Genomic DNA, 22,491 nt, shown 5'->3' on the forward strand with positions numbered 1-22,491 from the left:
CTACCGCAGCCCGTGGGGCCGCGCGTTCCGCCAGGCGCGGTCGAAGAGGGCGGGGACGGGGCCGGACGGGACGGCGGCCATGTTCGCCAGGGAGCGGCGCTCGTCCGCCAGCGGCATCAGGCGGATCTTCGGCACCTCGATGGGGAGGCGCGGCGCCTTGTACTCGCGCCATGCGCCGGGCACGAACAGCGAGCGCCCCGCACGCGCCCGGGTGGCGTTCAGCACGAGCCCCGAGTCGCCGAGTTCGGCCGCCGCCGCCTTGAACCGGGCGGGCTTCCAGCCGGTCCACTCCTTGACGTTGCGGTCGGACGGGTCGGGCAGGGCGAGCAGCATCAGGTAGAGGGCCGCCGCGTCCTCGCCCAGCCGGTGGGTCTCCGCGCATTCCTCCACCAGGTGCGGCGCCGAGCGTGCCGGGTGCTGCTCCCAGCCCGGCGCCAGGTCCGCGTCGGCGGCCAGGTGCGCGCCGAGCGCGGCGAAGTCGTCGCTGAGCAGCAGGCGCAGGTCCGCCAGTGCGGGAAGCCCGGAGGCGCCGGGCACCACCTGGGACGGCAGGGTCGCGTCGTAGTAGTCGTCGAGGGCGTCGAGCAGCGGGTCGTCCGGCCCCTTCACCGCCGCCGGATCGACCCGCACGTGGGTGAGGCGGAAGACGTCGTCCTCGACGAGCGTGACCGCCGGGTGGGCGGTGAGCACGTCGGTGGGCGGCGGGTCGCCCATCAGGTGGTTGCTCTGCAGCGAGAACAGGGTGCGCGGACCGGCGGCCTCGCGCAGCCGGGAGATCGCGGCTCCGATCGCGGGGCGCAGCGGATCGCCGGCGGGGGTCCGGTAGGCGAGCCAGGCGGCGACGCGCGGCAGGGCGAGCGGGTCCGGTTCGCCGGAGAAGGCCGGGGTGTCCGCGAGGCAGTCCGCGCCGGCGGCGACGCGGCCGATGAGCGCCCACGGCCGCAGGAGCGGCCGGCCGCTCCGCCACGGCCACGGGGCCTGCAGGCCCGCGCGTGGCAGCGGAGCCTCGCCCTTGGGCTGGGTGATCTCCTTGAGCGCGCGGGGCAGCAGCTCGGCGGGCACGGGGAACGGGCCCTCCGACCGCTCCGAGCACCACGCGAGGGCGCGGTCGACCGCCGGGCCCGACGTCCACAGCTCTTCCGGGTCGTCCGGCAGGAGCCGTTCGTAGAGCCCGGTATAGAACTCGGCCGGACGCAGGTCCCTGAGGCCCTCCTTCACCTGGTCCGTCCCCGAGTTCCACCCCGAACCGAAGTGGACCAGCCGGACGGGGTCGTCCCCGCCCAGCTGGTACGGCGCGGACAGGAACGCCCCTTGGAGCACCACGGACGCCTCGGCCTTCGACAGGCCCGTCCTCTCCGCGAACGCGGCCGCCAGTTCAGGGCTGATCTGGGGGCGATCCCGTTCGCGCCAGAGCTCACTGAAACGTGCGAACCAGGCGCCGGAGCGCACCGGCTCCAGTACGCAGGCGTCGAGCAGACGTGCACCGGCCGCCGCCAGCGGGCCCTCCTCGGAGAACTTCCCCTCGGGCGCGTACTCCAGGAGCAGCCGCTCCGGGGGCGTCCCATGCTGGGCGCTCACCACCAGGGCGACGGACGTGGTCGTGCGGAACGCCATCCCAGGGGTGGCCTTGCCGCCCTTCGCGTCCTCGGGCAGTTCGCAGCGCACCACCCGCCAGCGGCCGGGCTCGCCCGACACGAAGGGGTAGGTCCCGTAGGCGGCCGGCCTCTGGTACGAACGCGCCCTCGACCTTGAGGGGACGCCGGTGTACGCAGCGGTGTTGACATGGTTCGGCCGGAGTTCCAGGCCGATCAGTTTGCCGGCGAACCTGCCGCTCGGCGTGCCCATATCGCCGTCCCAGACGGGCGTGCCGGGGCCCGCCAGGTCCATGAGCCAGCCGCACTGCCGCACGACCGGGTCGGCGTCCTTCGCCGGGGGCGCCTCCTTCGGTTCGTCTCCCGGAGTGAAGCGGCGGACGAGGCGGTCCAGCCCGACCTTGCAGTTGACCGCCGTGGCCAGCGAGAACGCGACCTTGTCGAAGGTGGCCCTGTCCTGCTCCCTCAGCTCCGGCAGCGCCTTGGACAGGGCCAGGAAGTTCGGCCCCGACACCGAGCCGTTGAGGTAGGTGGGCTCCAGGAGCGTCATCAGCTCCTCGGCCCGCTCGCGGGTGAACCCGTCCGGCAGGTCGGCCATGAGCAGCGCCATGACGTCCACCGCCGCGAACTCGCGCGCCGCGTCGGCGTTCTTGAGCATCCGGTCCACCACGTCGCCGACGTGCACGAACCGGCCGAGCAGCATCCGCAGCCCGTGCAGGTCGACGCCCTCGCGGAGCAGGGCGCGCTCGCGGGCGCACCACGCGCGCAGCTCCTCGTGGCCGATCGGGTTGTCGAACAGCGCCGGGAGGCCCTTCCACCCCTTGGTCTGGTGCGGCTCGTACCAGGTGTTGGACGCGCTGTCCCCGACGGTCATGTCGAGGTCGCCCCGCACCCGGGCGCGCAGTTCCCGCGCGAACCGCCCGTCCGCCAGGACGTGGCGCAGCTCGGGACGGCGCGCGATCACTAGGTCGGGCAGGTACGCGGGGCCGAGGCGCTCCGGCGGATCCGCGACGGGCACGCCGCGCTCCAGCAGCATGTCGATGATGTCCAGGGGCGTCCTGCGGCGGCCGATCTCGTCGATCCGCCAGAAGCGGAAGTCGACCGGCACCCCGTCGGCCGCTAGCCGCGGACTGATCCGCTCGGCCACCTCGAAGAGCTCTTCGGGCGCGCCGTTCCAGTAGTCGGGCCCCTGCACGCAGTCGACCAGCCACTTGGCGGCGTACCCGCGTTCCAGGCCGGGGACGTCCCCGGCCAGCATCGCCAGGGCGCCGCTGCGTTCGAGCAGCCTCAGCCACAGCGCTCCTCGGGCCGGCCCCGGCGGGCGCAGGCCCAGGACCTGCCGCCCCGCCTCCTGCCCGGCCACCCAGTCCATGGCGCGGCCCTTCAACGCGTCGTCCCAGAACGCTTCGTCGCGCAGCGACACCTCGCCCGCCGTGAAGACGCGCCGCAGGAACACCGCGAGCTCCTCCTCGGGGTCCAGCTTCACGGCCTTGGCGAGCTTGCGGAGGTCGGCGGGGAGCTGCGGGTAGACGTCGCCGCCGGTCTCGACCCGCTGGGCCACCACCTCGCGGAAGCGGTCCAGGCCCTCCGGCGTGGCCGCGCCCTTGGCGGCCAGCTCGCGCGCCCACGCCCGCAGGACCGTCGCGGACACGACACGCGCGTGCTCTTCGTAGCGGGCGGCGAGCCACTCCGGGTCGGGACGGAGCGCCAGCGTCCGCTCCAACTTGCGTGCGCGGCCGAACCAGGCGCCGGCCAGATCAGGCTCGTCGTGGGTGAGAGCGGCGTCGGCCACCGCGTCCAGCAGGGAGATCAGGAGGCCGGGCGTGCTCTCCTCCAGACCCGCCAGGATCTCCTCCACGGCCGGCTTGTAGAAATAGTGCCAGCGGCCGGTGGTGGCCTCCAAAGCGTGGACCTTCTCCACCGCGAGCCGCTCCGCGTCGGGGTGCGCCGCGATGACGCGCTCGGGGAACGGGATCACGTCGCCGTGGGGGTCGTGCAGGCCGGTCTCGAACAGGCTCTCGGGCTCCCATCCGTCGACCGCCATCAGCATGTCGCGGTAGCGGACGGCCGGCTCGCAAAGCACCTGGGTGAGTCTGCGGTCGTCAGGGCCGACGTAGGTCCGCGCGCACAATCCGCCTTCGACCGGCCCGGTGGTGAGCGTGACTCCCGCTTCGTCGAGCGCCTCCGCCCAGAACGGGTCGGCGTCTGCCAGGGCGCGAGGAACGGTGATCCCTTCAGCCGCCCACGAGCGCGCCGCTTCGCCGCACTGCTCCTCGTGGCGCTTCAGGTACCGCCGCACCGTGAACATCGCGGTCAGGCCGGGCGCGCCCCCCATCTGCCCGGGAAGCTCCTTGAGCTTCCGCCCCCGGGGATTGCGGTAGACGATCTCAAGATCGTCCGTCAGTTCCGCCGTGTACCCGCCGGCCTCGATCCGCCACCCCATACGCCCCGCAGCCCCCATCTCGATCTTGACGGGCCAGCGTACGCACGATGACCGACATCGGCCACCGAACCCGAGGGCGGCAGGGGCCGGTCAGGGGCGGCGGCTCTCCCAGCCACGTCCCGTCGCGGGCGTTCCGCGCAGTCGCGGAACCGGCGCCGGTGCACACCACATCCCGGTCGCCAACGCTCCGCCTGGCGGCGAACAGCTCCTGTGGTCTCCATGAGCGCCGGGCGCGATAGACCTACTCCCGGCGACCGGGGCTTGAAATTGCGGATGTGCGCCATGGTTTCATCGTGGCGGTTCCCCTCGGTGCCACCCTGGCGGCCACCGCTCGGGATCGCTGCGACGCAATTGGAGGACTCCGTGAATGGCAGCTCGATGCCGGCCGCTCGAACTCAGAACCTGCGCGCGCTGGAGGGCCGTTTCGTTCTAGAGCGAGTGTCCGACGCCCGCACGGTCGCCCTCGAATCCGACCTGCTCGCGCTCGTGCTCGGTCCGGATGGAGGCGCGGCGATGCGGCGCGACGACACGGCCGAGGACGCTTGGGCAGCGCTGTGGAACGGCGATGACGCGCACGACCCGGAAGCGACAGGGATGCTCAGCGCCATCGTCGCGCCGCTCGCCGCCGGTGAGATCCCTGTCTGGACCGCCGCGAGCTACGACGGCGACCTGGTGCTCGTCCCGGCCGACCGGCTTGAGGAAGCCGTCGGCGTACTCCGTCGGGCCGGTCACCAGGTGGCCGTATGACTGGACGCGCTGGAGCCCCGGGGCGAGTCGCCGGGGCTCCATGACTCGTGACCGCGTTACTGCTGCTTGAGGCCAGTCAGCAGTGTGCGGAACGCGGCTGGAGCGAGGAGGAGCCTTGGTCCGTCTGGGTCTTTGGAATCCCGCACACCCACGCCTTCAGCGAGGGCGGCAAGTTCGATGCACGCTCCACCCTGATCGTTGCTGCGACTTGCTTTTCGCCAGGTCACGCCGTCCATCGTTCCATCGCCTTTCGTAGGAAGTCGCGACTGCTGTCGGCGCTCAATGCACGTGCCTGCAGCTCCGCGAAAGCACTAATCACGTGCAAGATATCCTGTGTATCGTCAGATGTGAGGCCGCCAGGCGAGGTCTCCAAGTAGACTAATTCCTCCCGTGTCGACTGGGTAGCGATGTTGAACGAACCGGAGACGCCACGGTAGTAGGCGATCGGGGCAACTTGGATGCTGATGTGGTCTTGCTCTGACATCTTCAGCAGATGGTCACACTGACCTCGCATCACCTCTGGACCGCCCACCTCCCGCATGAGCACGCTTTCGTCCATGACCACGATGAGTCGGGGCGGCGCCTCGCGGAACAGGATTTGCTGCCGACTGAGACGTCCATCAAGAGTGGTTTCGGAGAGAAGGAGGACGCGGGCGTACTCCTTCGTCTGCAGAAGGCCGGGCACGAAGGTTGCCTCGTAGGCGCGGAGGAGGTCGGCTGTTGCTTCGGCTTCCGAGTAGTCGGCGAAGAACTTCGGGTAGCTCGCCGCGCGCAGGTGCTTGGTCCAGACCGTCGTGAGCTGGTCGCCTGTGCCTAAAGCCTGGTCCAGACGCTGGGCGAAGTCGTTGCGACAGCGGGTGTTGCCGCTCTCGACCTGCGAGACGTACGAGGGCGTCACCGATATGCGGTTGGCGAGCTCTGTCCGGGTGATGCCGACGTCTTCGCGCAGGCGCCTGACTTCCGCGCCGAAAGCCTTGAGGGCGGGGGACGGCTTGCGCTTGGCCATGACGGGACCTCCAGTGGCTCTGAACTGGAATTAAGTGATTTTGAGTCCTCGGTGTGCGTCCAGGGGCTTGCATCGTCACATTACGCCTTGGAGTGGATTCTATGCGGGGAGTTACCGGAAGTCGGAGGTGATCGTTAATGGAGTGCCCCGCGGAGATCGTGGTGCCGGTCAGGGCCGAGTCGGTGAAGGTGGCCCGGGATTGGATCGGGGCCATTCTGGGGGAGTGGGGGCAGGACGCCTATGTGGCGAAGGTCGTGGTGTCAGAACTGGTGACGAACGTCTTGCAGCACACCAGGAGCGCGACCACGACCGTGCGGGTCGTCCAGGCGGACAGGGGAACGGTCGTGGAGGTCTTCGATTCCTCCAACGCCCTGCCGGTGCCGGGCACGGCGAACCTGCTGAGCGAGGGCGGACGTGGGCTGGCGATGCTGGACGTCCTCGTCAAGGAATGGGGTACGCAGCCACTCGGAGGCGGTGGGAAGGCCGTGTGGGCGCTGCTCCCTGAAAGCATGTCGTGAACGAGGCCGACGCACTGGTTTCCCTACGCGAACGTTACTCGTCCTGGGAAATCTCCCTGAACCATGGTATGTGGCAGGCTAAGGGGCCCATTCTCATCCGTTCGTCTTCCCTGAGCCTTCTACAAGCGGCGATGGACGGTGAACCTCTGTTCCCCTCTCGCCTGGCAAAGGAACGGGTCCGTGTAGGGACGAACGGATCCTCAACGCCGCAACCGGAGGTGCCATGCGGGGCGTTCGAACCAGGTCGCCGTCGTTGGTGGCGCGACGCCCTCCGAGTAATGCGTGTAGCCGTCCGGAAGCGGCGGGGAAGGCGCCTTGGTGTCACTGCCTGAAGAGGCAGTCAGCGGCGTCCTGCTTGGAGGAGGGTGCGCGCCGAGTACTTCGACGGCCATGGGGAGTTGCGGGCGATGTCGAGCACGTTGCTGCGCTCGGTGTCCTGCCCGCGTCCTTCGAGGAACGCCTTGGAGGTCGCGGGCTCGACAAGGGCCTCAACGGTCGCCTGGAAGCGCGTGCCGATGAGCACTCCGGCGGCGCCCAGGCCGGCGGCTCGTCCCGCCTCCTCCAGATCGCAGACCTGCACGACCAGCAGGGCGCCTGCCCGGCGGACGTGCTCCGCGTACGGGCTCGGATCAACCAAGGACGGCATCACCGCCGTGGGCGCATGGCTCATCGCCAGATCCACCGCGTCGAGATCGATGCTCCAGGTCAGGAATCCGATGCCCCACGGCTTCCCGGTGGCCGCGAAGATCGGCGCCTCGCGCGCCAGCCGGTCGGCGTCTCCGTTCGGGAGGGCAGGGACTGGACGGTGTCAGCCGATTCGACCATCGAAACGACCTGGTCTGGCACGGATCACTTGAGGCTGCGGCGGGCCGTCCGGTTGGCGACATGACAGGGCTTGGGCACTTCTAGGCCGCTAGCATGATGGATCTCGAATGGTCACAATTTTAAGGACGTGCCTCGTGTCTGAGATGTCTGGTGCAATGAGCTTGCAGGTAGTCGTCGAGGGCGCAGAGGCCGAATCCCAAGCTTTGGGGTTGTGCGACTGGCTTGGTTCGGAGGATGAGCTGCGAGGGCGGGTCCGGCCTCGGCGGCGGGCACCGGAGCCGGGAGAGATGGGCGCGTCGGTTGAGTTGCTGACGGTGGCGTTGGGCTCCGGTGGCGCGGTGGCGGTGCTGATGCAATCGGTGTGCACCTGGCTTACCTCTCGCGGTGCCGATGTCAAGGTCACCGTCAGCGCCGCTGACGGGCGGCGTATCGAGCTGGACATCCGTCGTGCCGCGGACCCGGCGGCGGTGCTGCGCGAGGTGGCGGAACAGTTCCCGGCGGCTGACGAGCGGCATAGTGAGTCGTAATCCGTTCCCGGACGGCAGGGGCAGTCGGGCGGTACTCATCGGGGCAGGTGCCTTCCGCGACCCGGAGTTGCCTGACATCCCGGCTGTGCGCACGAATCTTGAAGACCTGCACCAGGTGCTGACGCATCCCGTACATGGCCTCCTCGCCGCCGAGCATTGCCAGGTATTGGCCGACCCCGCAGACCAGGCCGCTGTCGGCATCGCTTTGACCGCCGCTGTCCGCGAGGCGGAGGATCTGCTGCTGGTCTATTACTGCGGACACGGGGTCCTCGACGACACCGGAGTGCTGCACTTCGCTCTGACCGGCACGGATGCCGAGCAGGTCGGCTTTTCCGCTGTCCACGTCGACCTTGTCAAACGCATGGTCGGCAGCGCTCGCGCCAAAGCCCGCGTGCTCCTGCTGGACTGCTGCTTCTCCGGCCAAGCGGTCACGGTCATGAGTAGGCGGAAGAGCCTCGCCCTGGTGCAACTTGACCTGACGGGCACCTATACCTTGACGTCCACGCCTGCCACCGCCCTGTCTCACGCCCCCCTCGGTGCCCGGAACACCGCCTTCACCGGAGCGTTGCTGGACGCACTGCGCACGCCCGGCCCGCTCACCCTGGATCAGATCCACCACCACATCGACCGGGAACTCACCGGCCGAGGCCTCCCCCGCCCGCAACGCCGCTCCGTCGGCGCCGCCGGACACCTCACCCTGACACGGGGGCCGGTCAAACCCCCGCCCCCATCCGTACCCGCTCCCGTGCGGCCTCGAAAGAAGCCGCCGAGCGCCAGGGCGAGGACCGGCCGTGCCCTGCTCGCGATGTTGCCGCTCGCCCTGCTCCAGGGCAGCACCCACGTATCCGAGGTGCCAGACTCGTTCCTCGATGCCACGCACGTTGTGGCGGGAGTCTGGGAGGACGAAGGAAATCGCAATAACGAAGCGGCTTCGGGCTTCAACGAAGACGTGACCAGGAAGTTGCTTGATCTTGCCGGCTTCGAGGGAGGTGTCACCTTCACGAAGATTGCGCGAGCAGAGGCGATCTCCTCGCTGGAGAGGCGCAGTGTCGACATCGCCGGCACGCTGGGCATAACACAAGCCAGAGAAAGGCAAGTCGACTTCGTCGGACCGCTCGCATCCTCGCGACTCGGCGTACTGGTTCGCCGCGGGGAAACAGGTATCAAAAATATATCTGACCTTTCCGGTCGGCGTGTTTGCAGTATTTATGGTTCGATAACATCCGACGAGTTGACGAAGGTTGTCAGGAGCGTGCGCGTTCCCAAGAGTGGTCTTGGTGACTGCCTTGCTGCTCTGTTGGCGATGAAAGTGGACGCGATCGCCGGAGACCGGTTGACGCTCGCCGGCATGGAGTTAGCGGATCAGCAGCGCATCACATTCATCGAGGGGATCAGGTTCGGCCAGCGCTTCTCCACGGGATTCGCGATGGCCAAAGGTGATCACGATGCCTGCGAACGCCTCCGAACCGCCTTGCAGAACTATGTCTTCAGCGAGGATTGGCGGAACCGCTTCAGCGAACGCCTGCCCTCGAAGCAGGATCTTCTCGAAGCGCAACCCACTATGGAGGAGATCAACGAGAAGTCCTGCCGAGCAGGCGGAGCAGATTGAGCGGCTCGCCCGTCCGGTGGCGGACGAGGTGAAGCCGAGCGGGCGAAGAACGGTGCGGGCGCCCGCAGCGGACGCCGAGTGGGAGACCGGGCAGGCGGGGGTCAGTTGTGGGTGTTGGTCTGGATCTCGCTGACGACCAGGGGGGTGGGCTCGGAGGTCATGGTGTAGTCGTCGAGACCGCCGCCGCAGGGGGCGCCCGTGCAGGTCCAGGCGAGCTTCCAGGTGATCGTCGCGGTGATCTGCCAGGCGCCGCCCGGCTGGCCCGTGGAGGAGCGCCTGTAGGTGTAGCCGCAGGTCTTCCCGGTCTTGCTGCCCGCGTCGTCGCAGGTGATCTGGGTCTCGCCGAGGTTCCAGGCGACGGACGAAGGGGTCGCCGTCGCCTGGACGGTCACGCCGCCCTCCTTGATCGGGTCGGTCTGCACGACGGTGAAGCCGTCCACCCAGAGGTTCGTCCGCAGCCGGACGTAGGTCTTGTCCTTGGGGGCCGTGTAGGCGGTCGGCACGGGGAACGGGGCCGAGGCCCTGGCCCGCAGCATCATCGTCCAGACGTCGGGCGGCTGGGCCGCGGGCGGCGCGTTGCCTCCGGGGCCGTCGACGCCGTCCACGGCCTGGTTGTCGGTCAGGCCCTCGGGGTCGGGCGGGGCCACCGGACCGCTGACGCCGCCCGATCCGCCTCCGCCGTTTCCTCCGCCGTTTCCGCCGCCGCGTCCGCCGGTGACGCCGGACAGGTTGCAGTCGAGGCCCTGGTTCGCGACGCCGCAGCCGTCGGCGAAGGCTTCGGCCGGGGCCGCGAAGGTGAAGAGAAGGGCTGCCGCCACGGTGATTCCCGACGCCACGCGGCGCCGGGTGGGGGTGTGAGACATCGCGTGTCCTCTGGGGGATGTCAGCATGTGCGGTCCCGGACGGAAGCGGCGACCTTCCAGGAATCACCGTCGTACTGGACGGTGTAGCGGTAGAGGTAGGCGCCGCCCTTGCCTCCGCCCGTCCGCTTGCCCGTCTTGGCGGAGAAGCGGTAGCCCGCGACGGTGTTGACGCAGTCGATGAGGTAGACCTTCGAGCGGTCCTTGGAGACCGCGTAGACCCGGGGGTTCAGGGTCTTCGCGAAGCGCCAGATGTGGCCCTGGGCCTTGGTGGCCTCGACGTCGTCGGTGACCTCGGTGAGGAGGGGGTCCATGGCGACGTCGGCGAGGCCGGCGGGGTCGTTCTTCTCGTAGGCCTGCTGGTAGGCGGCCTGGTAGGCGCGGTAGCGGGCGAGGACCGTCTTGAAGAGCTGGTCCGTCGAGACCGCGGTGGGCGTGGCAGCGGGAGTGCCGCCGGTGTCGAACCGGCCGTTGGGGGACAGTTCGCCGCCGGCCGAGGAGCCGGACGAGCCGCATCCGGCGGCGGTGCACACGGCGAGGACGGCCGTCAGGCAGGCGGCGCGGCGAGGCCCCAGAGGGGAGGAACGAATGCGCATCGCCATCCCTGAGCGGCAGCAGACTACGGGCCCAATACGCGCGAAAGCTTACAGAGATGCGTGGGGCGAGAAAAGGGATTCGTTGCGTCCCGCTTGACCTCGACCTTGCTTGAGGTAGCAGGGTTCTGGTGAACGCGCTGATGGAAGGAGCCGGATATGCGTGCTGTGTGGTTGAGGGAGTTCGGCGGGCCGGAGGTCCTGGTCGTGGGTGACGCGCCCGATCCGGTGCCGGGCGAGGGACAGGTGCTGGTCGAGGTCGAGTTCGCCAACATCACGTTCGTGGAGACGCAGATGCGGTCGGGCACCGGGCCGTCGCCGGTGCGGTGGGAGCCGCCGGTGATCCCGGGCAACGGGGTCGGCGGCGTGGTCACGGCGGTCGGGGACGGGGTGGACGGGACGCTCGTCGGGCGGCGGGTCGTCAGCAGCACCGGCGGCACCGGCGGCTACGCGCAGAAGGCCGCCGTGGACGCGAAGGGCCTGTTCGAGGTGCCGGACGGTCTGGCGCTCGACGACGCGGTGGCCCTGCTCGCGGACGGGCGCACGGCGACGATGATGACGCGCGCGGCCCGTCCCGGCGAAGGCGAGCGCGTCCTGGTGGAGGCGGCGGCCGGCGGGGTCGGGACGCTCCTCGTCCAGCTCGCGAAGGCGCGGGGGGCGACGGTCGTCGCGGCCGCGAGGGGCGCGCGGAAGACGGAGCTGGCCATGCGGCTGGGCGCGGACGAGGCCGTCGACTACGGCGAGCCCGGCTGGGCGGAGAAGACCGGGCCGGTGGACGTGGTGTTCGACGGGGTGGGCGGGGACGTGGCCCGCGAGGCATTCGGCCTGCTCAGGAAGGGCGGGCGGATGGTCAGCTTCGGGCTCGCGAGCGGGGAGTGGGCGGGCATCCCCGAGGAGGACGCGAAAGAGCGTGGTGTCACGCTCCTCCGGCCCGCGGCCACGCCGGAGGAGATGCGGGAGTTCACCGAGCACGCGTTGCGCGAGGCGGCGGCCGGACGGCTCAAGCCGGTGGTCGGGCAGCGGTTCCCGCTCGACCGCGCGGCCGACGCGCACGCCGCGATCGAGTCGCGCGGGACCGTCGGCAAGACCCTCCTGGAGGTCAGCCGACCCTCCTGAGGAACGCGATCAGCGAGCGTTCGTAGGCGGCCGGGTCGACGTTCCACGACTCGGTGTGGTCGCCCGGCGTGGGGATGTGGGTGACCGTGCCGGGCGGCGCCTTCCTGGCGAAGGCGAAGGCGGGGCCGTTGGCGACGGTGGAGTCGTCCTCGGTGGTGAACATGAGGACGGGCGTACGCAGGTGGGGCGCGAACCGGCGCATGTCGAAGTCGGTCAGGTCGATGCCGATGCGCCACTGCAGGACGCGCTTGGCGACGCCGGTCATGAAGCCGGGCAGATGGCGGGCGTCGCCCTGCTTGTCCAGGGTGGCGTTCCAGTCCAGGACGGGGGAGTCGAGCACGACCCCGCGCACGAACGACGGGTCCCGCTGCAACGTCGTCATCGCCATCGCGCCGCCCATCGACCATCCGTACAGGACGACGCCCGTCGCGCCGTGCGCGCGTGCGTAGCCCATGGCGGAGACGACGTCGTGCCACTCCTTGTCGCCCAGATGGTTGCGGCGGTCCTGCGACGGGGGCGCGCCCACGTCGTTGCGGTAGGCGATGGACAGCATCGGCATGCCCAGCGAGTGGACGGTGCGCATGACGCGGAACGTCTCGGCCTTGTCGGCGTTGCGCCCGTGGACGCCGATGACCCAGGTGCCCTTGGAGGACGTCCCCGGGACGAGCCACGCCGGCATGGGCCCGACCTCGGACGGATACGTGACGTCCTGGAACGGCAGCCCGAGCGCCGTCTTCGGGTCGCCGTCGTACATCCAGTGGTCGATCATCGCGGGGGCGTCCTTCACGAGGGCGCCCTCCACGGGGGACACCTTCCGGACGACGTGCCTGTCGTTCCCCCCGACGACGGGCCCGAGCAGGGCGCGCCCGCCCTTCCAGACCAGGGCCCAGGCGCCGGGGCGCTCCGTTCCCGGCTCGCGGGGCAGCGTGACGGTGCCGTTGCCCGCGTCCTCAATGGTCAGCGGGTACTCGGCGGAGTGGTCGACCTCGATGGCGACGCCGGCGAAGTACCAGCCGATTCCGCCGACGAGCGCGCACAGGAGCGCGGTGATCGTGACGACCGCCGACATCAGCGGGCGGGCGCGGCGGCGCCGGCGGCGCGGCGGGCCGGGGGTCGCCGGGACGGATGACGCTGGGGCTGCGGTGGACACGACATACGAAAGTAGCCTCCCGCGAGCGTCGCCAGTGCCCGGGGCGGCGCGCAATACATCGACCGGTGCGGTTAACCTGCCGATCAGGTGCCATAGGGGGAGCCATCGGGACGGAGGGACGCGCGGTGACGGGCCAGGACGACCGCGTCGCGGAGCTCGAGGGCCGGGTCGCCGAGTCCGCCCGGCGGCTGGCCCCGCCCGGCTGGCGGCGGCTCGACCTGCACTGCGCCGCGACCGTCGCCGACGACCTCGTCGCGCTGGCGGTGCTGACGGGCGAGGGCCGGATGGACATGTCCGGGGACGTCCCGGACGAGCTGACCGGCCTGCTGACGGACCTGCGCCGCGCCCACTACCGGCCAGAGCGGGGCACCTGGTTCTCGATGGTCATGATCATCGAGCCGGGTTCGGCGTGCCCGCTCTACAACCGCGAGTTCGACCCGCTGTGGGACCCGCCGCTCCCGGCGGAGTCCTGGCGGCGCGACCAGATCGTCATGCCGAGGGACGGCGACGCCGTGCCGGGCTGGCTGCGCGACCGGCTGGAGGGCCGCGAGCCCGCCGCCCCGTCCGCGCCGGACCCGGCGCCGATGGACCCGGTCGAGCAGGCGGAGCTGCTGTCGGACCGGCTCTCCACCCTGATCGCCTGCCACGCGCCTGGGCTGTGGGAGCGGGTCTCCGGGTATTACCAGGCGGTCGGCGGGCGTGCCGAGATGCCCCCGCTGACGTGCCGTCAAGCCACCGGCGCCCAGACGTCCTGGACGGCGCCCGCCGCCGTCGCCGCGCTGCTCGAACGGCTCCGCGCCGGGACGCGGGCGTTCCAGGGCTCCACCTGGTCCCGGATCGACTTCGAGGTCCTGTACGACGACGGGGCCGTCCGCTGCCGCGCGAGCTTCACCCACGACGACGAGCCGCACCCCCGGCCCGCGGCGGCCGCCGGAACGCCGCCCCTGGCCCGGCCGGGGCTGCGCCGGGCCAGGATCTTCGACCACGCGGGCCCGGACGGGAGCCGTCCCGCCGTGTCGCGCCCGCCCGTCCCGCCGGACGAGGCGGGACGCGTGGCCGAGTACCTTCGGCGGGCCCCGACCGTCATGGCCGCGCGCTCGAACGCCCCCGACCGGCTCGACCCGTCGCGCGGCGCGGCGGTGCCGCTGACCTTCCACACCGACGGGACGTGGGTGTGGTCGAGCGCGGTGGCCTACTACCTGAGCGAGCACGGCGTCCCGCCGGAACCCGAGCTCGTCGCGCACATCAGGGCCAACGGGTTCCGCGTCCCCGACGTCGACGACGACACCATGAACGCCGCGAACGCCGCCGTCACCGGACGCGCCGCGCCCGAACGCGTCCCGAGCGAGCCCGACTGGGCGGGGACGCTCCAGCACCGCCTCGACCAGCTCCGCGTCGACCGCGCCGCCTACCGCGTCAACGACGTGGCCGAGGGGGTCTGGTGCCTGACGTCCCGGCCGGGCCGCTGGTCGGTGTTCCAGATGCGTGACGGCGAGCGCCGCAAGGAGGCCGTCTTCGACGACGCCGAGCAGGCGTCCGCGCACCTGCTCGGGCGGCTGCTGCTCGACCCGCGCCACACCGCCGGCGACGGGCCGTTCGCGCCGCTCAAGGGGGAGCCGCCCCTCTCGCTGCTGCGCGACCGCCACGTCATGGAGCTGGCGGCGGGAACGGAGGTGGACCGCTACGGCGCCCCGGACGGCAACGTGGCGTACGCGGCGCGCACGCCGTATCCGCAGCGGTCGCTGCCGCCGGAGTGGCGGGACCGCCCGTACCGCGTCTACCGGTTGCGGCGGCCCATGGAGACCCTGACCGGGAAGGCCGTCCCGTGGTTCGGGCAGCCGGGCGGCGGGACGGCGCACGTGTTCCGGCGGTCGATGGCCGACCTGGTCGCCGACGGCAGCATCGTCGAGGTACCGGGCGGCTGACCGGGCGGCGGTTCAGGCCTGGCCGATCGCGGAGACGAGCCCGAGCGCCAGCACCAGGTCGAGGTGGATGAACGTCTCCAGCTTCGCGCCCGGCGGGACCTCCGGGTCGGCGGCGAGGCGGTCCAGGACGGCGAGCGCGGCGGGGCTGCCGAGGTCGTCGGCCAGCGCGGCCTCGGCCTCGTTCGCGTACTCGCGGTTCATCGGGCGTCCCGGGGACGTCGCCCACTCGGCGACCTTGCCACGCCACGCGTCGAGCCGCTCCGCGGCGGCCGACAGCCTCTGCGCCGACAGCTCCAGAGGCTCCCGGTAGGGGACTTCCAGCATCGCCAGGCGGGCGATCAGCGGGTCCGGCGACGTCCCGGTCTCCTGCGGGACGGCCAGGCACAGCGCGTCCCTGTCGGCCGTCTCGGACACGTAGACGTCGGCGTCCGGGAGAACGTCGTCCCGTGCCTCGAACGGCTGGACGTTGTAGTCGTCCAGGCCCGTCGCGGCTCCGGGCGTGCTCACGACCAGGACGCGGCGCCCGGCCCGTTCGGCGACCCGCCGCAGCAGGTCGGCGACGACCGCGCGGCGGTGCGCGCCGTCCACGACCTGGACGCGCAGCCCGCGCCCGGCGGGCAGCGCCTCGGTCCGTCCCGTCCGGTGGTCGTGGAGCCGCAGCATGCCTCCCACCCTAGGGCGGCGCCTACAGCGGGAGGTCGGCGGCCATCGGCCCGAACGGCGTCGGCCCGAACGGCGTCGCCGCGGCGCCGTCCGAACGGCGGACGGCCGCGAACCGCAGCCGGACGTAGTCGGCGACCCACCCCGACTCGCGGCGCAGCGCGGGCGCGGCGAGGTCGTTCACCCGATCGAGCAGCGGGTCGACCAGCTCCGGCGGGACGTCGGCCAGCGCGCGGGAGGCGTAGGCGCGGACCCAGTCGGCGGCGCCGTTCGGGCCCTCGGTCATCCGGGTCGGGCGGTCGGCGTGCTCCAGGAGCCGCAGCGTGAACCCGGCCTCCTCCAGCTTGGTCGCGTACGCGGCCGGCGACGGGAAGTACCAGGGCAGCTCGGGCTCGCCGAGGCCGAACACCCGCCACGCGGTCTGCATCGCGACGATCAGCTCGGCGCAGTTGCCCGCGCCGCCGAGCTCGCCGACGAACCGGCCGCCGGGGCGCAGCGCGGCGTGCACGCGCCCGATCACCGCGTCGGGGTCGCGGGTCATCCAGTGCAGGGCCGCGTTCGAGGCGACCGCGTCGAAGGACTCTCCCACGGTGAAGTCGTGGGCGTCGCCGACGACGAACGAGAGCCCGGGGTGCATGGCGGTCGCCTGCGCGACCATCTCGGGGCTGCCGTCGATGCCCAGCACCTCGGCGCCCCGCTCGGCGATCTCCGCGCTGAACGAGCCCGTGCCGCACCCGAGATCGATGATCCTCTCGCCGGGCTGCGGATCGAGCAGATCGACGAGGGGCGCACCGTGCGCGGACACATACCCGAAGGCGGAGTCGTACGTCGTCACGGCCCAGTTCACTGTCATAATTTATCGGACATCGCCCGATGGTGAGGTGGGGATGCCGTGGCGGACGTCACGTCCGAGATCCGCGTCGTCGGGGCCGAGGGCCCGGACGGCCTGACCCTGCGCACCTCCGGACTGGCCGCCAGGGGCCTCCCGGAACTGCGCGCCGGCGGGCTTCCGCCCTATCTGGGGCAGGGCTGGGCGCGCGTCCTCGCCGCGCTCGCGCAGCGCCTCGCCGCCACCGGGGAGATCCCGGACGAGCTCGCCCCCGGCGTCGAGATCCGCCTCACACCGGCGGACGACGGCACGCTGGCGCCCGTCCCGCCGCCGGGACGCGACCTCGCCGAGTGGCGCCGGGACATCCTGCTCCGGATGTTCCCCGAAGCCCGCGCCTGACGGGCCCCTTCCTAGAATCGGATTCTGACAGCCGGGCTGGAGAAGGGTGCGCAGGGTGCCGTACGCAGAGATCGAGTACGAGGTTCGGGACGGGATCGCGACCGTCACGCTCAACCGGCCGCAGAAGATGAACGCCTACACGTTCGTCATGCGCAACGAGATGCTCGACGTCTTCGACCGGATCGACGCCGACGACGACGTGCGCGCGGTCGTGGTGACCGGTGCCGGGCACGCGTTCTGCGCGGGCGCCGACCTGAGCGGCGGCGGCGACACCTTCGACAAGGACAAGTCCAAGGACATGTTCGCGGGGGAGGACGACGTCCTGGAGGACGGCACCCCGCGCGACGGCGGCGGGACGGTCGCGCTCCGCATCGCCCGCTGCCTCAAGCCCGTCATCGGCGCGTTCAACGGCGCGGCGGTGGGCGTGGGGGTGACCATGACCCTCCCGATGGACGTCCGGCTCGCGAGCGAGAAGGCCAAGTTCGGCTTCGTGTTCGCGCGGCGCGGGATCGTCACCGAGGCCGCCTCAAGCTGGTTCCTGCCGCGCCTGGTCGGCATCGCGCAGGCGATGGAGTGGGCCGCCACAGGCCGGATCTTCGACGCGGAGGAGGCCCTGGCGGGCCGCCTCGTCTCCCGCGTGTACGCGCCCGACGAGCTCCTTCCGGCCGCGTACGCGCTGGCGCGCGAGATCGCCGACAACACCTCCGCGGTCTCGGTCGCCGCGATCCGCCGCCTCATGTGGTCGGGCCTGTCCGCGCAGTCCCCGTGGGACTCGCACATCGCCGACTCCCGCCTCATGGCCTCGCTCGGCGGCGCCGCCGACGCCGTCGAGGGCGTCTCGTCCTTCCTGGAGAAGCGCGAGGCCGCCTTCCCGCTGCGCGTCAGCAAGGATCTCCCGCCCGAAGTCCCCGACTGGCCCCTCCGCTGAGGACCGCCCTTGCACACGAGCGCCAGGAGGCCGTCAGGACGCCCCCGGCAGATGGCCGCCTCCGGTCACCGGAAGGCCCGTCGCGCGGCGACAGGGGACGTCCTCGCCTGGCGCGGCCCCGATGACATGCGGGCGGTCCGGGCTGTCGCATGACGGAGGGAATCCCCCGGTGCGTCCCAAGGACGATCTTGATTTTCCGGACCATCGGGAAGCGTGTCTCATCGGTTACGGAGGGTATTAAGCCGCCCGAGGCAACACGTTACGGGGGTGCCTGGTGCGGATTAGGAATTGTGCCGTCATGGGCGCCGGACTCCTGCTCGCGGCCGGATGCAGCCACGCCGAACGGCAGGCGCGGACCGCCGGGGAGCACGGCGCGATCAAGGGCAGGGCCACGGCGGCACGGCCGTCGAGCCCGGCGCCGCCACCGCCCAGGAAGATCGACTGCGATCGGACGAAGTGCGTGGCGCTGACCTTCGACGACGGCCCCGGCCCCTACACGGCGCGGTTGCTCGACACCCTCAAGAAGAATGGTGTTCGCGCCACGTTCTTCATGCTCGGCGAGAACGTCGGCGCCCATCGCGACATCGTGCGCAGAATGGCCCTGGAAGGCCAGGAGGTCGCCAACCACACCTGGTCGCATCCTGACCTGACGACCCTGTCCTCCAGTGAGGTGCGGTCCCAGATCCAGCGCACGCAGAAGGCCGTCAAGGACGCCTCCGGCGTCACGCCCACGCTTGTCCGGCCGCCCTACGGGTCCACGAACAAGCGCGTCGAACACGCGATCGGGATGCCGCTGGTCCTCTGGAGCGTCGACACCCTCGACTGGCGGTACCGCGACGTCGCCCGCGACACGCGCGTCGGGGTCAAGGAGCCGAAGAGCGGCGGCATCGTCCTGTTCCACGACATCCACAAGCCGAGCGTCGACTCCATCCCCAAGGTCGTGGACGGTCTGCGCAAACGCGGGTTCACGTTCGTGACCGTCTCTGAGTTGTTCACCGGGCGGCGCCTCGCGCCGGGGACGGCCTACAGCGAGCGGACGGCGCCGCCCACGCAGGTCTCGGCGAGTCCGCCGCCGGCGCGACCGTCCGCGGGCCCCTCGTCCGGGAGCGGCGCCCCGGCGCCCGGCGCCCCGGCCCCCGGCTCTTCGGCGTCCAGGGGGCCCGTGCCCGGCGCCCCGGAGTCCGGTGGCCCCGTCCACCCGGCGCCGAGTGGCCTGGCCCCCGCCCCGCCCGTCTCGCCCAGCCCCTGACCCGCCCCCTTCAGGGCGGCGGGGTTCCTGGGCCGGCTAGTGGCGGCCGCCCGCGCCAGTGCCGCCCGGACGCTCGCGCAGCAGGGCCAGGGTCGGCAGGAGCGTGGCGGCCAGGGTCAGGGCGAGCGCGGCGGCGATCACCGTGGCGAGGATCCACGGGGAGCCGTGCGGGACGGGCGCGTCCAGGACGCTCAGGCTCAGCGGGACCAGCGTCGCCGCGGCGACCAGCGCTCCCGCGGCGAGCCCGGCCGCGGTGACCAGGACGGCCTCCACCGCCATCATCCGCAGGATCTGCCGGCGGGCCGCGCCGACCAGGCGCAGCAGCCGGAACTGGCGGCGCCGCTCGCCGACGGCGAGGATCTGGGCGTTGACCAGCGCGATCGCGGCGTAGCCGACGACCACGGCCAGCACCAGCCAGGACATCCACGCCTGCGTGCGATCCTGCTCGGCGCGCAGCGCGGACAGCGCGGCCCGGTCGACCACGCGGAGGCCGGGGTGCCCCTGGGCGAGCGTGCGGGCGAGCCGGTCACGGTCGGCGCCCGGCTGGGCGGTCACCATGATCTGCGGGACGAGCCCGCCGCCGGTGTGCGGCAGGAGGGTCGCGGCGGGCAGCAGCGCGGTCTCGTATCCGGGCCGCGTGCGAACGGTGGCCACGAGCCTGAGGGCGGCCCGGCTGCCGTCGCCCAGCCGCATCGGGACCGTGTCGCCGATCCGGTAGGGGGCGGCGAAGCGCTCCGGCAGCGCGACGGACGCGCCGTCGAGGGCGTCGAGGCTGCCGCCGGTGGCGCGGTACGCGGTCGTCCGGGTCACGCCGGCGGCGGTGACCCCCAGCAGCGCCATCGTCGGCGGCTGCGGGGCGCCCTCGTCCGCGTCGCCCTTGTGGACCAGGGGCCCCGCCAGCTCGGCGGGCTCGATGTAGCCGGTGCTGGTCACCTGGGCCGAGGCGGCCGCGACGCCGGGCCGCCGGGCGATCCAGTCGACCGCGTCCAGCGGCAGGCCGCCGGCCGGCGAGGTGACCGCCAGGTCGGCGCGCAGGTTGTCCTGGAACACCGCGCGCGCCCCCTCGGCCTGGGTGGTCTGCATGTAGGTCAGCGCGAGCGCCAGTCCGGTGGCCAGCATGACCGGCAGGATCGCGCCGGTCAGCCGCGAGGTCCCGGCCCGGGCGTTCTCGGTGGCCAGGTACCCGGCGCAGCCGGTCGCGGCGCGCAGCGGCCGGCGCAGCGCCGCCGTGACGGCCGCGGCCAGGACGGGGCCCAGCAGCGCGAACCCGGCCGTCCACACCATCGCGGCGGGGGTGGCGACTCCGGCCGCGTCGGGGCCGTCCGAGCCGGCGGTGCCCCAGGCGAGCGCGGCGCCGCCGGCGAGGAACGCCAGCCCCAGCACGAGGCGGATCCGGCTGAACCTGCGCGTCTCCCGGGACGCCTCGGCGAGCGCCTCGACAGGCCGGGTGCGGGCCGCGGCGTGGGCGGCGACGAAGGCGGCGCCGAGCGCGGTGAGCAGCGCGGTGCAGGCACCGGCGGCGACCGGGACGATCCCGGCGCGGTAGGCGAGCGTGTCCGGCACCACCCCGGCCTCGGCGAACGCGGCGAGCAGCCACCGCCCGACGTGCGGGCCGGGCAGGCAGGCCAGCCCGGTGGCGGCCACCGCCAGCAGCATCGTCTCGCCGACGATCAGGCGGCGGATCTGGCCCGGAGTGGCGCCGACCGCGCGCAGCAGCGCCGTCTGCGGGCGCCGCCGCCGGATCGACAGCCCGAGCGTGGCGGCCACCACGAACACCGTCACCATGGCCGACAGGCCGCCGAACGCCGCGGCCAGCGGGATCAGATCCTCGCCCTCGGACATGACGTCCGGGTTCTCGGCCAGGCCCCGCTCGTCGCCGGTCAGGACCGACGCCTGGCGGCCGTCCACCGCCCTCTCGACGTTCCGCCTCACCTTCGCGACGTCGGCTCCGGGGGCCGTGAACAGCCCGATCGAGTCGACCTCGCCCGGACGGCCGGCGGCCTGCCCGGCCTCGGCGTCCGGCAGGAAGGCGCCGTCCCCGGCGCCGCCGACGAGCCCCGACACCCGGTATTGCTCGGCGCGGCCGCGCACCAGCGCCTCGACCGTCTCGCCGACCCGCACCCCGAGCCGGTCGGACAGCACGATCCGTCCCGGGCCGGACGGCGCCGAGCCCTGCACCAGCCTGTACGGGGCGAGCCGGGTCGACGACCAGCCGTGCCCGGTCAGCCGGCGGCCGTCGCGCGTCAGCGTGACGGGGAACGACACGTCCGCCGCCACGCCGGCCACGCCCGGCACCGAGGCCAGTACGCCCGCGAGCCCCGCGTCCAGCGGAACCCGCTCGGCGAACACCTCGTCCTTGGCCGTGCCGTGGTAGCGCTGGTCGCCGCTCACCACGATCGGCGCGGCGTCCAGCCGCAGCGGCGGCGCCGCCCGGTGGATCCCCGACTCCAGCAGCCCGCCGCAGCCGATCACGATCGCCGCGCCCAGGAACATCCCGACGAACGAGGCGGCGAATCCGCCCTTGTGGAAGCGCAGCGTGCGCAACGCGATCCTGATCACCACAGCTCCCGCACGGTCTCGGCCCCGCCGTCCTCGGCGCCCGCCGCCGCGGGCTCGCTCCGCAGCCGGGTCATCCACTCGGCGACCCGCTCGGGCGTCGGCCGGTTCAGCGCGCCCGCGATCCGGCCGTCGGACAGGAACACCACCCGGTCGGCGTACGCGGCGGCCACCGGATCGTGGGTCACCATCACCACCGTCCGCCCCGCCTCGCGGACGACCTCGCGCAGCAGTTCCAGCACCGCCGCGGCGTTCCCGGTGTCCAGCGCGCCGGTCGGCTCGTCCCCGAAGATCACCGCCGGGTCGGTGACCAGTGCCCGGGCGATCGCCACCCGCTGCTGCTGGCCGCCCGACAGCTCCGCGGGGCGGTGGCGGCGCCGGTCGCCGAGCCCGACCCGCTCCAGCACCTCCTCCACCGCGCCCCGGCCGGGCCTGCGGCCGGCCAGCCGCAGCGGCAGCGTCACGTTGTCCACCACCGTCAGCTCCGGCAGCAGGTTGAACGCCTGGAACACGAACCCGATCCGCTCGCGCCGCAACCGGGTCAGCGCCCGTTCGCCCAGCGCCGTCAGGTCCGCCCCGGCCAGCCGCACCGATCCCGACGTCGGCCGCTCCAGCCCCGCCGCGCAGTGCAGGAGCGTGCTCTTGCCCGACCCCGACGGGCCCATCACGGCGGTGAACGACCCCCGGGCCAGCTGGAGCGTCACCCCGTCCAGGGCCGCCACACCGCGCCTGGAACCGCCGTACACCTTGCGCACGGCCTCCAGCCGCACGACCTCCTCCGGCCCGGTCACCGGATTCCCGCTCGCCCGCTCGGCAACTTCTGTCATGCCGTCAATGCTGGTCGCGGGCATGGGCCCGCCGACAGCCTCGACCGGTTGAACCCGTTGTCCACCGATCGGTGGACGGGCGCCCGGGACCTCCCGGGACGAAGGCGTCCCGCCGACACGCCGACGATCTTC

General features: G+C 72.2%; 20 protein-coding genes. 9 read left to right on the plus strand and 11 right to left on the minus strand.

From position 1 onward, the window contains the following. Positions 1-4,035 (minus strand): hypothetical protein, encoded by a 4,035-nt coding sequence (locus AB0K37_RS01410; RefSeq protein WP_363973028.1) that lies wholly within the window; start codon positions 4,033-4,035, stop codon positions 1-3. A 363-nt stretch (positions 4,036-4,398) separates the two neighbouring features. On the opposite strand from AB0K37_RS01410, the gene AB0K37_RS01415 reads away from it, so the two are divergent. Beyond that, complete coding sequence (locus AB0K37_RS01415; RefSeq protein ID WP_363973031.1) at positions 4,399-4,782, plus strand: ACT domain-containing protein; 384 nt, start codon at positions 4,399-4,401, stop codon at positions 4,780-4,782. Positions 4,783-4,838: 56 nt separating this feature from the next. Here the strand turns inward: AB0K37_RS01415 and AB0K37_RS01420 are convergent, their stop codons facing one another. Both AB0K37_RS01420 and AB0K37_RS01425 read right to left on the minus strand, forming a co-directional pair. Beyond that, positions 4,839-5,018: a DUF397 domain-containing protein gene (locus AB0K37_RS01420; RefSeq protein ID WP_363973034.1), complete on the minus strand. Its 180-nt coding sequence runs from the start codon at positions 5,016-5,018 to the stop codon at positions 4,839-4,841. Beyond that, on the minus strand, positions 5,006-5,788 hold the full coding sequence (locus AB0K37_RS01425; RefSeq protein WP_363973037.1) for a helix-turn-helix transcriptional regulator: 783 nt from the start codon (positions 5,786-5,788) through the stop codon (positions 5,006-5,008). Before AB0K37_RS01425 ends, AB0K37_RS01420 begins: the two co-directional genes overlap by 13 nt. A 137-nt stretch (positions 5,789-5,925) precedes the next feature. Here AB0K37_RS01425 and AB0K37_RS01430 point away from each other — a divergent pair, with 137 nt between their 5' ends. After that, positions 5,926-6,306 (plus strand): ATP-binding protein, encoded by a 381-nt coding sequence (locus tag AB0K37_RS01430; protein WP_363973040.1) that lies wholly within the window; start codon positions 5,926-5,928, stop codon positions 6,304-6,306. 340 nt (positions 6,307-6,646) lie between these two features. Here the strand turns inward: AB0K37_RS01430 and AB0K37_RS01435 are convergent, their stop codons facing one another. Next, positions 6,647-6,976, minus strand: coding sequence for a hypothetical protein (locus AB0K37_RS01435; RefSeq protein ID WP_363973043.1), 330 nt, complete (start codon positions 6,974-6,976; stop codon positions 6,647-6,649). A 310-nt stretch (positions 6,977-7,286) separates the two neighbouring features. On the opposite strand from AB0K37_RS01435, the gene AB0K37_RS01440 reads away from it, so the two are divergent. Both AB0K37_RS01440 and AB0K37_RS01445 read left to right on the plus strand, forming a co-directional pair. Then, complete coding sequence (locus AB0K37_RS01440; RefSeq protein WP_363973046.1) at positions 7,287-7,658, plus strand: hypothetical protein; 372 nt, start codon at positions 7,287-7,289, stop codon at positions 7,656-7,658. Continuing rightward, positions 7,648-9,267: a transporter substrate-binding domain-containing protein gene (locus AB0K37_RS01445; protein WP_363973049.1), complete on the plus strand. Its 1,620-nt coding sequence runs from the start codon at positions 7,648-7,650 to the stop codon at positions 9,265-9,267. Before AB0K37_RS01440 ends, AB0K37_RS01445 begins: the two co-directional genes overlap by 11 nt. Positions 9,268-9,368: 101 nt before the next feature. Here the strand turns inward: AB0K37_RS01445 and AB0K37_RS01450 are convergent, their stop codons facing one another. Together AB0K37_RS01450 and AB0K37_RS01455 are read right to left on the minus strand one after the other, a co-directional pair. Beyond that, positions 9,369-10,130, minus strand: coding sequence for a hypothetical protein (locus AB0K37_RS01450; RefSeq protein WP_363973052.1), 762 nt, complete (start codon positions 10,128-10,130; stop codon positions 9,369-9,371). Positions 10,131-10,150: 20 nt separating this feature from the next. Beyond that, on the minus strand, positions 10,151-10,723 hold the full coding sequence (locus AB0K37_RS01455) for a hypothetical protein (protein ID WP_363973055.1): 573 nt from the start codon (positions 10,721-10,723) through the stop codon (positions 10,151-10,153). A gap of 156 nt (positions 10,724-10,879) precedes the next feature. Here AB0K37_RS01455 and AB0K37_RS01460 point away from each other — a divergent pair, with 156 nt between their 5' ends. Then, positions 10,880-11,836 carry a zinc-binding dehydrogenase gene (locus AB0K37_RS01460; protein ID WP_363973058.1) on the plus strand — a complete coding sequence of 319 codons (957 nt, stop codon included), beginning with the start codon at positions 10,880-10,882 and terminating at the stop codon, positions 11,834-11,836. Here AB0K37_RS01460 and AB0K37_RS01465 read toward each other — a convergent pair. Then, positions 11,820-12,986: an alpha/beta hydrolase gene (locus AB0K37_RS01465; RefSeq protein ID WP_363973061.1), complete on the minus strand. Its 1,167-nt coding sequence runs from the start codon at positions 12,984-12,986 to the stop codon at positions 11,820-11,822. The two genes, AB0K37_RS01460 and AB0K37_RS01465, sit on opposite strands and share 17 nt — an antisense overlap. 125 nt (positions 12,987-13,111) lie before the next feature. Between AB0K37_RS01465 and AB0K37_RS01470 the strand changes: the two genes are divergently transcribed. After that, a complete protein-coding gene (locus tag AB0K37_RS01470; protein ID WP_363973064.1) occupies positions 13,112-14,911 on the plus strand; it encodes a TNT domain-containing protein in 1,800 nt (599 codons plus the stop codon). A 12-nt stretch (positions 14,912-14,923) separates the two neighbouring features. Here AB0K37_RS01470 and AB0K37_RS01475 read toward each other — a convergent pair whose 3' ends face one another. Both AB0K37_RS01475 and AB0K37_RS01480 read right to left on the minus strand, forming a co-directional pair. Continuing rightward, positions 14,924-15,574: a hypothetical protein gene (locus AB0K37_RS01475; protein ID WP_363973067.1), complete on the minus strand. Its 651-nt coding sequence runs from the start codon at positions 15,572-15,574 to the stop codon at positions 14,924-14,926. Positions 15,575-15,596: 22 nt separating this feature from the next. After that, positions 15,597-16,418, minus strand: a complete 822-nt coding sequence (locus AB0K37_RS01480) for a class I SAM-dependent methyltransferase (RefSeq protein WP_363973070.1) — start codon at positions 16,416-16,418, stop codon at positions 15,597-15,599. A gap of 45 nt (positions 16,419-16,463) precedes the next feature. On the opposite strand from AB0K37_RS01480, the gene AB0K37_RS01485 reads away from it, so the two are divergent. The 3 genes from AB0K37_RS01485 to AB0K37_RS01495 all read left to right on the plus strand — a co-directional run bounded on the left by AB0K37_RS01485 (position 16,464) and on the right by AB0K37_RS01495 (position 18,976). Then, entirely contained in the window at positions 16,464-16,799 is a 336-nt protein-coding gene (locus tag AB0K37_RS01485) for a hypothetical protein (protein WP_363973073.1), read from the plus strand. A gap of 55 nt (positions 16,800-16,854) precedes the next feature. Further along, on the plus strand, positions 16,855-17,727 hold the full coding sequence (locus AB0K37_RS01490; RefSeq protein ID WP_363973076.1) for a crotonase/enoyl-CoA hydratase family protein: 873 nt from the start codon (positions 16,855-16,857) through the stop codon (positions 17,725-17,727). A 298-nt stretch (positions 17,728-18,025) separates the two neighbouring features. Continuing rightward, on the plus strand, positions 18,026-18,976 hold the full coding sequence (locus AB0K37_RS01495; protein ID WP_363973079.1) for a polysaccharide deacetylase family protein: 951 nt from the start codon (positions 18,026-18,028) through the stop codon (positions 18,974-18,976). Between the two features lie 36 nt (positions 18,977-19,012). Here AB0K37_RS01495 and AB0K37_RS01500 read toward each other — a convergent pair whose 3' ends face one another. Next, positions 19,013-21,535: an FtsX-like permease family protein gene (locus tag AB0K37_RS01500; RefSeq protein WP_363973082.1), complete on the minus strand. Its 2,523-nt coding sequence runs from the start codon at positions 21,533-21,535 to the stop codon at positions 19,013-19,015. Further along, positions 21,532-22,359, minus strand: coding sequence for an ABC transporter ATP-binding protein (locus tag AB0K37_RS01505; protein WP_363973085.1), 828 nt, complete (start codon positions 22,357-22,359; stop codon positions 21,532-21,534). The genes AB0K37_RS01500 and AB0K37_RS01505 overlap by 4 nt, the downstream gene beginning before the upstream one ends. Between the last annotated feature and the right edge of the window lie 132 nt (positions 22,360-22,491).

It is taken from the genome of Actinomadura sp. NPDC049753, from assembly GCF_040674655.1.
In the GTDB taxonomy this organism is placed as follows: Bacteria; Actinomycetota; Actinomycetes; order Streptosporangiales; family Streptosporangiaceae; genus Spirillospora; species Spirillospora verrucosospora.

Bases quoted from the DNA above. Each gene is read 5' to 3' on its own strand.
- AB0K37_RS01410 (WP_363973028.1), bottom strand. From the start codon at position 4,035: ATGGGGTGGCGGATCGAGGCCGGCGGGTACACGGCGGAACTGACGGAC.
- AB0K37_RS01420 (WP_363973034.1), bottom strand. From the start codon at position 5,018: ATGGACGGCGTGACCTGGCGAAAAGCAAGTCGCAGCAACGATCAGGGT.
- AB0K37_RS01425 (WP_363973037.1), bottom strand. From the start codon at position 5,788: ATGGCCAAGCGCAAGCCGTCCCCCGCCCTCAAGGCTTTCGGCGCGGAA.
- AB0K37_RS01430 (WP_363973040.1), top strand. From the start codon at position 5,926: ATGGAGTGCCCCGCGGAGATCGTGGTGCCGGTCAGGGCCGAGTCGGTG.
- AB0K37_RS01435 (WP_363973043.1), bottom strand. From the start codon at position 6,976: ATGAGCCATGCGCCCACGGCGGTGATGCCGTCCTTGGTTGATCCGAGC.
- AB0K37_RS01440 (WP_363973046.1), top strand. From the start codon at position 7,287: ATGAGCTTGCAGGTAGTCGTCGAGGGCGCAGAGGCCGAATCCCAAGCT.
- AB0K37_RS01450 (WP_363973052.1), bottom strand. From the start codon at position 10,130: ATGTCTCACACCCCCACCCGGCGCCGCGTGGCGTCGGGAATCACCGTG.
- AB0K37_RS01455 (WP_363973055.1), bottom strand. From the start codon at position 10,723: ATGCGCATTCGTTCCTCCCCTCTGGGGCCTCGCCGCGCCGCCTGCCTG.
- AB0K37_RS01460 (WP_363973058.1), top strand. From the start codon at position 10,880: ATGCGTGCTGTGTGGTTGAGGGAGTTCGGCGGGCCGGAGGTCCTGGTC.
- AB0K37_RS01475 (WP_363973067.1), bottom strand. From the start codon at position 15,574: ATGCTGCGGCTCCACGACCACCGGACGGGACGGACCGAGGCGCTGCCC.
- AB0K37_RS01495 (WP_363973079.1), top strand. From the start codon at position 18,026: ATGGGCGCCGGACTCCTGCTCGCGGCCGGATGCAGCCACGCCGAACGG.
- AB0K37_RS01505 (WP_363973085.1), bottom strand. From the start codon at position 22,359: ATGACAGAAGTTGCCGAGCGGGCGAGCGGGAATCCGGTGACCGGGCCG.